A 14,670-nucleotide genomic window follows, 5' to 3' on the forward strand; every position below is an offset into this window, starting at 1 on the left:
TCCCGGGGTTCTACCGGTTCCGAGCTACCGACTGGTTATCCGTCGCCGGGACGAGGCTTTCGAGCACATGGATCAGCCGATCCTCGAAACCCTTGCCTCCGGAGTCGGTCAGGTTGGCCAGCATCCGCACAACGAACCGCATCAGCACCGGGATCGGCATGCCGGTACGCAGCGCGAGCCGCAGAATGGCCGGCTTGCCGATCAGTCCGGCGAAGACGCGGCCGAGGGTGAAGTGGCTTCCCCACTGGTCGCGGATGTACGGCGCGTATCCCGAGACCACGCTGTCCCGCGCAGGCCCCGGGTCCACGGCGTGGGACCGCTCGATGAACTCGGCCGCGTACCGCGCCGACTCCATGGCGTAGGAGATTCCCTCACCGTTGAACGGCGACACCATGCCACCGGCGTCTCCGAGCAGCAGCATGCCCGGCGAGTAGTGCGGAGTCCGGTTGAATCCCATCGGCAAGGCCGCGCCGCGGATTTCGCCGATCTGGTTCTCCTCGGTGAATCCCCAATCGGCGGGCATCCCGGCGGTCCAGTCCCGCAGCACCTGCTTGTAGTCGAGCTTCCCGAACGACGCAGAGGAGTTCAGGATCCCCAGGCCCACATTCGAGGTTCCGTCGCCCACACCGAACACCCAGCCGTAGCCGGGCAGAGGCTTCCCGGAGGCGTCCGGCAGTTCCAGCCAGCCCTCCATCCATGGGTCTTCATGGCGGGGGCTCGTGAAGTAGGTCCGCACCGCGACGCCCAGGGGCCTGTCGTCCCGCTTGGCCATGCCAAGGCTCACGGCCGTCCGGGTCGAGTTACCGTCCGCCGCCAGCACGACGTCGGCGCTCAGGGTCTTCTGCTCGCCCGTCCGCCGCCCGCCAGGGCCGAGGACGTTCACGACGACGCCGGTCACCCGCCCGGTATGGTCCCGTACCGCTTCGGTGACCGAGTGGCCCTCGAGGATCCGTGCACCGGCGGACCGGGCGTGCTCGGCAAGCTGCTCATCGAAGCCGAGCCGCGTGCGCACCAGCCCGTAGGACGGGAAGTCGGACAGCTCAGGCCAGGGCAGTTCGACGGTCCTGCCGCCGGCCAGGAGCCGAAGGCCCATGTTCCGCCGCCACCCGAGTTCTTCGCCGTGCGGCAATCCCAGCAGCTGTATCTCCCGAACGGCGCGAGGCGTGAAGCCGTCCCCGCACACCTTCTCGCGGGGGAAGAACGTCTTCTCGACGACCGTCGTTTCGATACCTGCAGCAGCGAGGTAGTAGGCAGCCGTGGACCCGGCCGGCCCCGCGCCGATGATGAGGACGGACACTTAGTTTGCGGCCCTGCTGCTGCGGCGACGCTGGCGGGTCTGGGAGGCTGCCGCCGTCGTTGTGATGGTGGCTTCCGGCTTGGTGGCGCGGTGCACGGCCACAATGCCGCCGTTCAGGTTGCGGTAGGCGACCGATTGCCAGCCGCTCTCGGTGATCAACGCGGCCAACTCGTCCTGGTTGGGCCAGGCTCGAATGGACTCGGCGAGGTAAACGTATGCCTCAGGGTTGGAGCTGACCTTGGTGGCGATCGCCGGGAGTGCGCGCATGAGGTACTCGGTGTACATAGTGCGCCAGAGCGGAACGGTGGGCTGCGAGAACTCGGCAATGACGAGGCGGCCGCCCGGCTTGGTGACGCGGAGCATTTCCTCCAGCGCCTTGGTGGGGCGGTCGACGTTGCGCAGCCCGAAGGAGATGGTGCAGGCGTCGAAGGAGTTGTCTTCGAACGGCAGGTTGGTGGCGTCGCCGGCAATGAAGTCGATGTCCGGACGGCGGCGCTTGCCCACGCGCAGCATCCCGAGTGAGAAATCACACGCGACCACATGTACGCCGGCGTCGGCGAAGGGCTCACTCGACGTGCCCGTACCGGCTGCCAGGTCAAGCACCCGGTCTCCCCGACCCGCATCAACGGCGTCCACCACAACACGCCGCCAACGGTGGGTCTGCCCCAGCGAAAGCACGTCATTCACTACGTCGTATTTGGGCGCCACATCGTCAAACATGGCGGCAACTTCCTCGGGACGCTTATCCAGCGATGCTCGATTCACCCCGTCATTGTCTCAAACATTGAACCGCACCCCCAATTGAACGGACAGGACGGAACAGGGAGGACAGCGCGCGGGAGTACGCTAGAGCATCATGAGCATTCCGTCCCCTGCTGCAGTGGCGACGCCGCTGGATCAGGCGCCTGCCCTTCGCAGCATCACCTTTGAGCGGGGCGACCTTCAACTGGACACCGGCCTCCTCGATTACGTGGTGCGCAATGAGGTCCACACCTGGATCCGCCGCGGCGGAGGCCTTGTCGGCTTCGGCGAGGCGGCGCGCTTCACCACCTCCGGACCGGGCCGATTCGCCGAGGCGCAGGCATGGTGGCGGGAGGTCGTCGCGGCTGCCGACGTCGTCAATCCCCTCAGCCAGCCCGGCACCGGGTTGATGTCGTTCGGGTCCTTTGCCTTCTCAAAGACCTCCCGCCACCTCTCCCGTCTCATTGTGCCGCGGATAGTTGTCGGCAGCAGTGAGGGTAAGAGCTGGCTCACCTACATCACGGATGACGACGACGCGGAGGTGAGTGCCTCTGCTGCGGAAGCGGAGCTTGCCGCCTACCTCGACGAAGTTGAGCCGGAACGGAAACCCTGCCCAGGCGACCGGCTGGCTCCGGGGATTCTGACCGAAGAGCAGTGGATGACGGCGGTCAGTCGCGGCGTCGCGCACATCCGTGACGGTGAGCTGAGCAAACTCGTCCTGGCCCGCGACGTCGTTGCCGAGCTCGGTTCACCCATTTCCGCGGCGCAGGTGCTGCGTGAGCTCGCTGTCCGCTACTCCGATTGCTGGACCTACTCGGTGGACGGGCTCATCGGCTCCACACCGGAAATGCTCATCAAGGTCGAGAACCACACCGCCCGCGCCCGGGTTCTGGCGGGCACCCTTGACCGATCCTCGGCGCCGGCCGGGGAGAGCAGCTACGCGGAGCGGGTGCTGGCCGGCTCGGAGAAGCAGCAGCACGAACATGAGATCGCCATCGACTCCCTCACCCGGCAGCTGGAACCGTTCACCCGGACCATGACCTCACACAGCGAGCCCTTCGTCCTAGAACTTCCCAACGTGTGGCATCTCGCTTCCGACGTCACCGCCGAACTTGCCGAGGACAGCGACGGCAACGTGCCGTCGTCATTGGTTCTGGTCGAGGCCCTGCACCCTACGGCGGCTGTATGCGGCACGCCCACCACGGTTGCCGGTGAGCTGATCCGGGAACTGGAACACCTTGAACGGGGACCGTACGCCGGACCGGTGGGCTGGATGGACGCCGATGGAAACGGCGAGTGGGGCATTGCCCTGCGCGGTGCCGTCGTCGAGACTCCCACGCGGGTTCGGATGTACGCCGGCTGCGGCATCGTTGAGGGCTCCCAGCCGGTGGCGGAACTCGCGGAAACGTGGAGCAAGTTCCGGCCCATGATCGAAGCGCTCGGCCTGCGGGCACCATCACGATCCTGATTCTTTTCCCTGAAGCTGTTGGTTACCAATAGGCAATGGCTGTAGCCTGTGATGCACATCTCCATAACAGCTAGAATCGTCCATGACGTTTTCTTACTCCGTCCTGAGCTGAGGTACTGCATGTTTTCGAAGATTTCCAAATCGCTTGCCGTTATGGCAATCGGCACCCTGGCACTTACCGCCTGCGGCGGCGGCTCCGAGCCCGAGGAGGGCGGGGAGGCAGCCGGAGGCGGCTCCGAACTGAACCTTGTCTCCCCCGGCACGCTGACTGTCTGCTCCGACATCCCCTACGAGCCGTTCGAGTACGAAGAGAACGGCGAATACGTCGGGTTCGACATGGATCTGATGAAGGAAATCGCCGCTGGCCTTGACCTTGAATTCACCGTGCAGGACGTCGGGTTCGACGGACTCCAGTCCGGTGCCGTGCTTGCTGCCGGGCAGTGCGACGTCGGCGCCAGCGCCATGACCATCACCCCCGACCGTGAAGAGAACCTGACCTTCTCTGAGCCGTACTACGACTCGCTGCAGTCACTGCTGGTTCCGGCGGACTCCGCCATTGCCGGCCTCGAGGATCTTGCCGGTGAATCCGTGGGCGTTCAGCAGGGCACCACCGGTGAGGCATACGCCCGCGACAATGTCCCGGCCGACACCGAGGTGGTGGCATTCCCCAGTGACGCGGAGCTCTACTCAGCGCTCCAGGCGGGGAACGTGGCAGCGATCCTTCAGGATCTGCCCGTCAACCTGAACCACACCGAGGACGGCGCATACACCATCGCCGCCGAGTTCGAGACGGACGAGCAGTATGGGTTCGCGTTCCCCAAGGAGGGAAGCGAAACCCTCGTCGAAGCTGTGAACACCGAGCTCGCCGGGCTGCGTGACAGCGGCAAGTACGACGAGATCTACAACACCTACTTCGAGGAGAAGTAACCACTCCACGGATATGCGGCAGTTCCAGGTTCTGGGACTGCCGCAGCCGTGTTCACCTCCCGAAAGATAGGTAAGAAAACACGTGAAACCCACCACCCGTAAGCGGCTCTTCCGGGGTGTCCTCTATGCCATTTTCATCATCGCCATCGCCGTCGTTGTGTTCCTGGCCGACTGGGAAGCGATCCGCTCAAACTTCTTCGATCTTGACGTCGCCGCGCAGGCCTTCCCGGGGGTCATCACCACCGCTGCGAAAAATACGGTCGTCTACACGGCTATCGCCTTCGTCGGAGGCATGATCGGCGGGCTCATCCTCGCCCTGATGAAGCTCTCGCCCGTCGGCCCGTACCGCTGGTTGGCGACCGCCTACATTGAACTGTTCCGCGGCCTCCCCGCCCTGCTGGTGATCTTCGGATTCGCCTTCGCTGTTCCGATCGCCTTCCAGTGGCGTCCTCCGGGCGGCAGTGCCGGCGCCGGCCTGATCGCGCTCATCGTGGTCGGCGCCGCCTACATCGCCGAAACCATCCGCGCCGGCATCGAGGCCGTGCCCAAGGGCCAGGTCGAAGCAGCCCGCTCACTGGGCATGCGGCCGTCCTGGACCCTGGTGTCCGTAGTCCTCCCCCAGGCCTTCCGGATCATCACGCCTCCCCTGACCAACGAGCTGGTCATCCTCATCAAGGACACCTCTCTGCTGTTCATCGCCGGCATGGCCCTCAGCGACCGCGAGCTCACCACCTTCGCCCGTGACTCCGTGTCATCGCAGGCCAACGCAACACCCCTGGTGCTCGCGGCGCTGATGTATCTGGTCATCACCCTCCCCCTTACCCAGCTGGTTGCCAAGCTGGAACGACACAACAAGAGAGGCCGATAAGCCATGGCCGAACCGCACCGCAGAACTGACGTGCCCGCCATCGAGGTACGCGATCTGCACAAATCCTTCGGGGACAACGAAGTGCTCAAGGGCATTGACTTCCATGTGGACCAGGGTGAGGTGGTCTGCGTCATCGGCCCTTCGGGCTCGGGCAAGTCCACGCTGCTGCGCTGTGTCAACAGGCTTGAGGAGCCGACGTCGGGCACCATCATGGTCGAGGGCGTCGACATCACCGACGAGGACACCGACCTCGACAAGGTCCGGACCCGCATCGGTATGGTGTTCCAGCAGTTCAACCTGTTCCCGCACCTGAACGTGCTGCGCAACCTCACGCTGGCCCAGATCCGGGCGAAGAAGCGCGGTAGGGCGGAAGCTGAGGAAGTCGCGCGGCGGAACCTCGACAAGGTGGGACTCGCCGAGAAGGCAGACGCCTTTCCCTCGCAGCTCTCCGGCGGCCAGCAGCAGCGCGTGGCGATTGCCCGTGCGCTGTCCATGGACCCGGACATGATGCTGTTCGACGAGCCCACCAGCGCGCTCGACCCCGAACTGGTCGGCGACGTCCTGGACGTGATGAAGCAACTCGCCCGCGACGGCATGACCATGATGGTGGTTACCCACGAGATGGGCTTTGCCCGGGAAGTCGGCGACCGCGTGGTCTTCATGGACGGCGGAGTCGTGGTGGAGCAGGGCAATCCGGAGGATGTCCTCGGCAACCCGCAGCACGAGCGCACGCAGGGCTTCCTCTCAAAGGTTCTCTAACTGTGATTTAAGGGGCCGTTCCTAAACGGGTTGGTGCGTGCGAAGATAAAACGCACCAACCCGCTTGGTCTCCCCTACCCCAGGAAATCGATGTCCGAGTTACTCACCGCCGGACGTCCGCGCCTGAGGGCGCGGTTCGCCGCCGTCGTCGTTGTTTGTCTCACTCTGCTCGCCGGATTGCTCACCGCACCACCGGCCAATGCGGCCATCCCGGTCAACGATCCGAATAACGTCCAGGTGCTGGTGACGAAGTCCCGGCCCCTGAATCCACTCAGATACGTTCCGCCGGACCTCGTGTACTACCCGGGCACCAGCTACCTGGTGCGGCGCGAGGTGTCGTCCAACCTCCAGAACCTGTTGAATGCCGCCCGCGGTGCGGGCGCCCCGCTTGCCCTGATAAGCGCCTACCGCTCGTACGACGAGCAGGCTGCGCTCTACAACTATTACGTCAGCCTCTACGGTCAAGCAGTTGCCGATACCATCTCCGCCCGCCCCGGCCACAGCGAACACCAAACCGGGCTGGCGGTTGACGTCGGCAACCAGGACGGATCCTGCGGTCTCGGCGCCTGCTTCGCGAACACCCCCGGCGGCCGCTGGGTTGCAGCGAACGCGCACCGGTACGGGTTCATCGTCAGGTACCCGGACGGATACCAGCCGACCACCGGCTACACCTTTGAGCCGTGGCACCTGCGCTATGTCGGCCGGTCAGTGGCCACCGAAATGAAAACCCGTGGCATCCCCACCATGGAGCATTACTACAACGGCTCCAATCCTTCGGTGAAGCATTCCTCGGATGTCGTGGCCGCCGACGCCACCGGCGCCCTGTGGACCTATCCATCGAACTACCTCAACGGTTTCCGTCCCAGGGCTCGTCTTGGCGGCGGTTGGTCCTCGCTGAAGGCAGGCTTCAATACGGACTGGAACGCCGACGGAATCCAGGACCTCGTCGCCCAGTGGAACGACGGCCGGCTGACCCTGTACCGAGGCCTGTTCGGTGGAGGATTCCAGGCACCGGTCAGCATCGGCCAGGGCTGGGGCTCTCACGAGGTCACGGTGGGCCGCTGGTTGCGGAACAGCCGCTTCCCATCCGTGGTGGCCAAGGACAGCACAGGCGGACTCTGGCACTACGCGAACACCGCAGGCGGCACCCTGTCGCGCGGAGTTCGAATCGGACACGGGTGGCAAAACCTGGGGATCGCCCAGGCCGACTGGGACCGGGACGGCAACCAGGACATTCTGGGCACGCGGTCCAACGGCCAGCTCGCCCTGTACCGCTCCAACGGTTCCGGCGGTTTCGTGAACGAGACCCGGCGCGTGATCGGGCAGGGCTGGCAGTCAATGGACAGCCTCACTGCCATCTCCGGTTTCCAGGGCCCGGGTTCGTACGGGCTGAGGGCACGCTCGACAGCAACCGGCCAGCTGAGGTACTACCCGATGCCGGGTAACAGGTGGGGAACCGCCGCGACCATCGGTCAGGGCTGGCAGACCTACCGGCTGTTCCGGTAACTAACGCTCAACGGCGTTCCGCACGGCAGTCCTCACCCGTGCGTGCAAATCGCGCAGCCCGGCGCGGTCGATCCTGACTTCCAGGACCGACCGGCCGCTGATCGGTTGCTCCAGAACAGCATCCAGCTCGTCGGGAGTACTGACGAGCCGGTGCTGAACGCCGTAGCCTGCCGCCAGGGCGGCGAGATCCGCCGCGTGCGGCGTGCCGAACAGGCGTTCCACAGCGGGTCCGTAGCGTTCCACCGTCGCGGGATCCCCATGCTCCAAGAGGCCGAAAATGCCGCCGCCTGAATCGTTGAGTACAACAACCTGCAGGTCCGGCTCCTCCTCGCCGGTACCGAGAAGGAGGCCGCCGGCGTCGTGCAGGAAGGTCAGGTCACCGACCAGCAGCCGCGTGGGAATACCCGCGGCAAGCGCAATGCCGGTCGCGGTCGAGATGGTGCCGTCGATCCCGGACAGACCGCGGTTGGCGTACACCTCGAGGGGGTGCCAGTCACCGGAGGCCATAAGGTCCATGTCACGGATGGGGTTCGATGACCCGAGCACCAGGTTGTCCGTAGTGTTCTCCCACACCGCGTCCGCCACGTGCAGCCCTGTGAGTGCGGGCTCGTCGGCTAGGTGCAGCTGAAGGGCGGCCTCAGCTCGGGCACCCGCCTCCCGCCATTCCTCGAGCCATCCGTCAGCGCCGCACCCTGCGAAGGCCACTAACCCGTCAAGCGTGCTGATCATCCGTTCGGGACGCCTGCCCTCCTCGAACCACGCCTGCGGTTCCGGTACATACAGTGCCCGCTCCACGTCCGTCCGGGCGAGCAGCGCTGCCACCGGCCGGGAGAGCGTCGGCCGCCCGAACACAACGACCCGCTCGATCCGCGGCCCGAACTGCTCGAGCAGCAGCCGGTACGCGCCGATGGCGGACGAGCCGAACCGCGCGTTCGACGACGGCTCCGCCAGCAGCGGGAGGCCCAGATGCTGCGCGAACACCGCTGCCAGCTCCCCTGCTCCGTGCCCCGCGAGCACAACAGTGCGGGCGGCGTCGTTCGGAGCAGGCGCCGCGGTCCCCGCTGGTTCTGTTGTCCGGACCATCGGCACGGCGCCAAGAGGCTGCGTCTCGGCGGGACCGCGCACCTCGTCGAGGTCCGGCACGAGCGGATCCCGGAACGCGAGGTTCACCTGCACCGGTCCCGCGGGGCCGTTGGCTCCGCGCGCCTCAGCGAGCGCCCGCGCAACGTAGGGCGAAGGATCAGTGCCTGCCGGAACGTCGAGTGCGGCACGGGTGTGCACGCCGAACAGGCCCACCTGGCGCGTGGTCTGGTTGGCGCCGGTTCCGCGCAGCTCGTCCGGCCGGTCTGCGGAGAGGACCACAAGGGGCACCGCAGCGTGGTTGGCCTCCATCACAGCGGGGAGCAATTCCCCCACGGCGGTGCCGGAGGTGGTGACGACGGCAGCCGGACGCTGGGACCCGAGCGCCAGTCCCAGTGCGGTGAATCCACCCACCCGCTCATCCACGCGAACGTGGAGTCGGAGCCCGCCGTGTTCGGCTGCCTCCGCCAGGGCGTATGCAAGAGGTGCGCTGCGTGATCCCGGGGCAAGAACGACGTCGGTGATTCCGGAGTTGTGCAGCGCCCGAACAACGGCGCGGGCTGATTCGATCGACTTCACCGGTCCATCCTTTCACTGATGACCCTGCTTCCCCCGGGCGCCCAACTATTTACCCCGGGTTCACCTGATAGTCCTCGCCGGGACAGGTGGCACTGACAGCCTCAGATTCGACCGTTCATCTTCGGAAGGCAACACTCCCATGACCATCGAATCCCGCCGCCGCTTCCTGCCCATGCTGGACCATGTGAAGGGCAAACGAAGCGCGGTTACCTGCGCGCTGAAGTGTGACAACGCGTGCGCCAAAGACGTCTGCAACACGTCGAACAACAGCTACATGCGCGACATCGTCTCCGCCGAATACTCACGCCGCAACGTGCTCGGTGCGGGCGCTGTCGGCGCGCTGACCCTGCTGCTCGGCGCGAACGCCGTCAACCAGGCACCGGGCGCCCAGGGTCTTTCGCCGGCTGCAAAGGCCGGCGGACGCCTGCAGTTCTCCGCCATCGCCCCCGTGCCCGCATCCGTCGATGAGTTCACCGTCCCGAAGACGTACTCATGGGAGCCGATTATCCGCTGGGGCGATCCCATTCTGCCGGGAGCGCCCGAGTTCGACATCCATAACCAGACTCCGGAATCACAGGCAGGCCAGTTCGGCTACAACAACGACTACCTGGACATTCTGCCGCTGGACAGGAAGAACACCCGTGCCGTTCTCGTGGCCAACCACGAGTACACCAACGAGAGCATCATGTTCCCTCCAGGCACCGATGCCGCCACCATCCGGGCAATCGCGAAGAACGCCCACGGCATGGCCGTCGTCGAACTCGAGCGCAAGAGCGAGGGCTTCCCCTGGAGGTACACCCGCACCGGCAAGCTCAACCGTCGGATCACCATGTCGACGCCGTTCACGCTCACCGGTCCTGCTGCCGGCTCCGATCTCGTCAAAACTGTTGCGGATCCCGAGGGACGCACCGTACTCGGCACCCTGAACAACTGCGCCGGCGGCACCACACCCTGGGGCACCATCCTCTCCGGCGAAGAGAACTTCCAAGGCTACTTCAAGGTGGGAACCCCCACCGCTGCACAGCGCCGTTACGGGATCACCAGCACCAATCCCGGCCGCGGCTGGCACCTGGACGAGGAGCGCTTCGACGCGTCCACCGAAGGCTACAGGAACGAGCCGAACCGCTTCGGCTACATCGTTGAGGTCGATCCGATGGACCCCACCTCGACCCCGGTCAAGCACACTGCCATGGGCCGTTTCAAGCACGAAGGCGCCAACGTCCGGCTCAACGCCGACGGACACGTTGTGGCCTACATGGGCGATGACGAGCGCTTTGACTACCTGTACAAGTTCGTTTCACGCGACAAGCACATCGAAGGCAACCGCGAGCACAACAAGACGCTCCTCGCCAACGGTGACCTGTTCGTCGCACGGTTCCGCGGCAACTCGGAGGCCGAGATCGACGGCTCGGGTGCAGTGCCTTCCGACGGTTCCTTCGACGGCACGGGCGAGTGGATTCCGCTCAGCCGCGGCGGACGCAGCGCCGTTCCCGGCATGAGCATCGAGGAGGTGCTGGTTCACACCCGTCTGGCCGCGGACAAGGTCGGCCCCACCAAGATGGACCGCCCCGAAGACGTTGAGCCCAACCCGGTGACCGGGCGGATTTACGTAGCGTGCACCAACAACTCGAACCGTGGTGTCGGCTCGAACCCTGCCGCCGATGAAACCAACCCCCGCACCCAGAACCGCGACGGCCACATCGTCGAGATCACCGAAACCAACAACGACGCCACGGCTTCGACCTTCAACTGGAACCTGCTGATGGTTTGCGGTGATCCTGCCCAGGGCGACGTGACCTACTTCAGCGGCTACCCGGTGGATCAGGTCTCCCCCATCTCATGCCCGGACAACGTGGCCTTCGACTCAGCGGGCAACCTCTGGATCTCCACCGACGGCGCGCCGTCCGGCATCGGCTACAACGACGGCCTCTTCAAGGTGACCCTTGAGGGCGCCGACCGAGGCAAGGTCGAGCAGTTCCTCTCCGTGCCACGGGACGCCGAAACCTGCGGACCGGTCATCCACGACCAGGAAGGCATGATCTTCGTCGCCGTGCAGCACCCGGGTGAGGACGGCTCGTGGGGCAACCACACCTCGCTGTTCCCGTATGACGGAACCCCTGCACCCCGTCCCTCGGTGGTCCAGGTCTTCCGCGGCAAGAACGGCAAGGGCCTGCGGAAGTAACCTCCGCGGACGCGGCCGGGGTGTGCATGAACCGCATACCCCGGCCTTCGCCGTTTAAGCCCCGGATTCGAGAATCGTGTGTACCCGTTTCAACCGTTCCAGCCACCAGGCAGTACGGTCCGTTGGTGCCGCGAAGCGCTGAAGGAGTTCTTCGGTAACAGTCACCGGGCGCACCGGCAGCCAGCCGCCGTCGGGCAACAGGGGCTCGGGCGACACGTCACCGTCCATCAGCGAGAGGGTAGCCAGTCCGCAGGCGTAGGGCAGCTCCGGCAGCGACGCGGCGAGCGCCACCCCCGCTCGGATGCCGACCGAGGTGTCCAGAGCGGAACTTACGACGGCGGGAAGGCCCGCCTGCGCCACGATGTCCAGCGCACGCCGGACGCCGCCGAGTGGTGCAACCTTCACGACAATCAGATCCGCCGCGTCCTCCCGGGCGACGCGGAGCGGATCCTCCGCCTTGCGGACACCCTCATCCGCCGCGATCAGAACCGGGAGACCGCGTCGCCGTACTTCGAGCCGGACGGCCCGCAGATCAGCAGTACCCATGACCGGTTGCTCGGCGTATTCAAGTCCGAAGGGAGCGAGGGCCTCGAGCGCTGGAAGGGCATCGGCCGGGTCCCAGCCGCCGTTGGCATCAACACGCAGCTTCGCCTCCGGAAGGAGGCGGCGCACCTCAGCGACGCGGGCGACGTCGTCGTCAAGCGTCTGCCCGCGCTCCGCCACCTTGATCTTGACAGCGCTCACGGCACCGAACCGCGCCAGTATGGGTTCGACGCCGGCCGCCGCCACCGCGGGGACAGTGGCGTTCACCGGGACGCGGCTCCGCACCGGCCCAGGGAAGCCCTCCCACGCGGCTTCGACCGCCGCGCGCAGCCAGGAAGCCGACTCGGCGTCGTCGTACTCGGGAAAAGGCGAGAACTCGCCCCAGCCCCGCGGTCCGCGCAGAATCAGCGCCTCCCGATGGGTGACTCCGCGGAAGCGGACGCGCATGGGGACTGAGACTACGTGTGCGGAAGCCAGCAGCTCATCCGCAGTGGGTTGCTCCATTGAATCAGCGTAGTCATAACGACCAGTCAAGAAATTCCCAAGATCCCGGGACGATCCTAACGGAAGCAGGCGTCCGTCCTGCAGCGAACTATTTCGGGGCCTGCGAGCTCCGTTAGGAAAGGATTCGTGATGAAGTTACACAGTCACGTTTCTCCCGGTGCTACAGGTACCCCGTCTTCCAGGAGACGCGTTACCGGACTGCTCGCGGGAAGCACTACACTGATGCTCATTGCCGGCAGCGCGACCGTCGTCATGGCGGCAAATCCTCCCATCGGACCAGGAAACATCGAGATCTTCACCAAGCGGGACATGGTCGCCATCGAGGGCTACACCGCCCAGGCAGGCCAGGACGTCGCCATCAAGGTCACCCGCGGGGGGAACCTCATCGGCATTTCACACGGGGTGGTCGGTGATGATGGCTTCTTCGAGGTCAATCACCCCGGGGGGTCCTGCTGGGACGTGGTCACCCCCAACATCACCGGCCTCGACGTCGTCACGGCGGAATTCGAAGATGGCAGCAGCGACGGGGCGGTTGCAGGAACGGCGCTGATCACTTCCGTTGAATCCGTTGACGGCACAGCAACGCCGGATGTTGCTGGCGACGTCGAAGGCACAGTTGTTGTCAAGGGCACCTATGGTCCAGACGTTGACCTCGCCCGCATGGGAGTTGAAATCGTCAACCCCGATATGAGAGCCATGGGCATCGGCGAGCGGGCGATCGGCTGGCCGACCGACGAGGCGCCTGCAACCTACACCGTGGACGGCACGGCGGCGGGTGGGCAATTCGAGGTCACGTACGGCTTCTTCTCCAAGGCGGAGCAGGACACAGCTTTCGCCGGTGATCCTTCAGTAGCCAGCTGGCAGGCCGAGCCGGCAAATGTTGAAGCCCAACTGGGCCTGACCATCTCCGAATTCAAGGAGATTGACGGACCGGGATTCGGCGGATGCCCCGCCGGGCCGGCTGGACAGGCTCCCAACCCTCCTACTGAAGCCTTCGCCAGCGCAGCCGGACAGAACGGCATCAATGTCACCTGGAAGGCCGCAACCGTTCCTGCTGACGCCCCCGCGATCACCGGTTACGAAGTAGTCGCGGTAGACACGGCCCTGGGCCAGGAAGTGAGCGTGAAGGTCGGGGCGGAAGCCACCAGCGCCACCATCCGTGGACTGGTCAATGCCCAGGCGTATCCGGTGCAGGTGTTTGCCCTCAACGGACAGGCAAGCACCGCCGCGGAGGCCGGCACCGTCACGGTCACATCCGTCGAAACGCCGCCTGCGGCTACTGCACCGTCGGCTCCGGGCGACGTAGCGGTCAAGGATGGTTCGCTGCTTGGTTCAGCCGAGATCTCCTGGACCGCGGCGGCCGCGAACGGTTCTGCCGTGACCGGCTACACCGTCACGGCGATGTCCGGGACGACGGAAGCTGCTATAACCACAGTCGGGAGCGGTGCCACATCGGCAACGCTCGAGGGCCTTACCCCCGGAACGGAGCACAGCTTCGTTGTGACGGCGAACAGCGCGGCGGGCAACACCGCAGCTGAACCGGTTCTTTTCACCCCGAAGGCGGGAACCCTGACCGCACCGACTCCTCCCAACGTTGTGCGGGTGACCGCGGGCAACGAGAGCGCGACCGTTGAGTGGCAGCCGGCCACCGCCGGAAACACGCCGGTTACGGGCTATGTCCTGACGGCTACGCCGCTTTCGGGCGCAGCTGTTGAAGTCAAGACGGACGCTGCAGGACGGAGCGCGGTACTGAACGGGCTGACCAACGAAACCGTGTACAACCTGAAGCTCGTTGCAACAAGCGCTGCCGGTGACAGCCCGCCCGGGACCTTCGGCAGCGGTGCCTCCTCCACGGTCACTCCCGAGGACCAGCTCACGGCGACCGCGGAGTACCGTGCCGACAAGCGTGAGTGGCGGATCGGCGGAAGCGCAAGCATTACCGCAAACAACACCATCACAGCGGTCGATGCGAACGGCACCCTCATCGGACGGGCAACGGTCCTGGCCGACGGCAGCTGGACCATCCGCGTTCGTAACTCCAACGCCACCGCGACGTCGCAAGCGAAGATTACGTCCTCGGCCGGCGGATCCATCACGGTACCCGTCACCAGGCGGTAGCGCCGCACCACCTGACACGGGTCCGCCCGCACGCCGGAAGGTGTGCGGGCGGACCCGTTTGGCGAACAGTACGGGCGCGCTGTTCAAGAACCAACCCG

11 protein-coding genes are annotated in these 14,670 nt (G+C 65.6%); 7 read left to right on the plus strand and 4 right to left on the minus strand.

Annotation, left to right across the window (positions count from 1 at the left end; translation table 11 throughout):
* Positions 1 to 10 precede the first annotated feature (10 nt).
* The gene (locus AC4D2M_RS03020; RefSeq protein ID WP_490889860.1) at positions 11 to 1,297 is read right to left on the minus strand and encodes a geranylgeranyl reductase family protein; all 1,287 of its coding nucleotides are present in this window, start codon (positions 1,295 to 1,297) and stop codon (positions 11 to 13) included.
* On the minus strand, positions 1,298 to 2,062 hold the full coding sequence (locus AC4D2M_RS03025; protein WP_490889861.1) for a demethylmenaquinone methyltransferase: 765 nt from the start codon (positions 2,060 to 2,062) through the stop codon (positions 1,298 to 1,300). It abuts the gene before it with no gap.
* 91 nt (positions 2,063 to 2,153) lie between these two features.
* Between AC4D2M_RS03025 and AC4D2M_RS03030 the strand changes: the two genes are divergently transcribed.
* From AC4D2M_RS03030 to AC4D2M_RS03050, 5 genes are all read left to right on the plus strand, one after another.
* Positions 2,154 to 3,506 (plus strand): isochorismate synthase, encoded by a 1,353-nt coding sequence (locus AC4D2M_RS03030; protein WP_490889863.1) that lies wholly within the window; start codon positions 2,154 to 2,156, stop codon positions 3,504 to 3,506.
* Positions 3,507 to 3,626: 120 nt separating this feature from the next.
* Entirely contained in the window at positions 3,627 to 4,433 is an 807-nt protein-coding gene (locus tag AC4D2M_RS03035) for a transporter substrate-binding domain-containing protein (RefSeq protein WP_490889864.1), read from the plus strand.
* Positions 4,434 to 4,515: 82 nt separating this feature from the next.
* Complete coding sequence (locus tag AC4D2M_RS03040; RefSeq protein WP_490889865.1) at positions 4,516 to 5,301, plus strand: amino acid ABC transporter permease; 786 nt, start codon at positions 4,516 to 4,518, stop codon at positions 5,299 to 5,301.
* Positions 5,302 to 5,304: 3 nt separating this feature from the next.
* Positions 5,305 to 6,060 (plus strand): amino acid ABC transporter ATP-binding protein, encoded by a 756-nt coding sequence (locus tag AC4D2M_RS03045; protein ID WP_490889867.1) that lies wholly within the window; start codon positions 5,305 to 5,307, stop codon positions 6,058 to 6,060.
* A 90-nt stretch (positions 6,061 to 6,150) separates the two neighbouring features.
* On the plus strand, positions 6,151 to 7,566 hold the full coding sequence (locus AC4D2M_RS03050) for a D-alanyl-D-alanine carboxypeptidase family protein (RefSeq protein ID WP_490889869.1): 1,416 nt from the start codon (positions 6,151 to 6,153) through the stop codon (positions 7,564 to 7,566).
* On the opposite strand, the gene menD is transcribed toward AC4D2M_RS03050, so the two are convergent.
* Positions 7,567 to 9,225, minus strand: coding sequence for a 2-succinyl-5-enolpyruvyl-6-hydroxy-3-cyclohexene-1-carboxylic-acid synthase (gene menD / locus AC4D2M_RS03055; protein WP_490889871.1), 1,659 nt, complete (start codon positions 9,223 to 9,225; stop codon positions 7,567 to 7,569).
* A gap of 139 nt (positions 9,226 to 9,364) precedes the next feature.
* Here menD and AC4D2M_RS03060 point away from each other — a divergent pair, with 139 nt between their 5' ends.
* Entirely contained in the window at positions 9,365 to 11,407 is a 2,043-nt protein-coding gene (locus tag AC4D2M_RS03060; protein ID WP_490889873.1) for a PhoX family protein, read from the plus strand.
* 54 nt (positions 11,408 to 11,461) lie between these two features.
* Here AC4D2M_RS03060 and AC4D2M_RS03065 read toward each other — a convergent pair whose 3' ends face one another.
* Complete coding sequence (locus AC4D2M_RS03065; RefSeq protein WP_490889875.1) at positions 11,462 to 12,454, minus strand: o-succinylbenzoate synthase; 993 nt, start codon at positions 12,452 to 12,454, stop codon at positions 11,462 to 11,464.
* A 129-nt stretch (positions 12,455 to 12,583) separates the two neighbouring features.
* Here AC4D2M_RS03065 and AC4D2M_RS03070 point away from each other — a divergent pair, with 129 nt between their 5' ends.
* Positions 12,584 to 14,572, plus strand: coding sequence for a fibronectin type III domain-containing protein (locus AC4D2M_RS03070; RefSeq protein WP_490889877.1), 1,989 nt, complete (start codon positions 12,584 to 12,586; stop codon positions 14,570 to 14,572).
* The last annotated feature ends 98 nt before the right edge of the window (positions 14,573 to 14,670 follow it).

It is taken from the genome of Arthrobacter sp. TJ-270 (assembly GCF_058269075.1).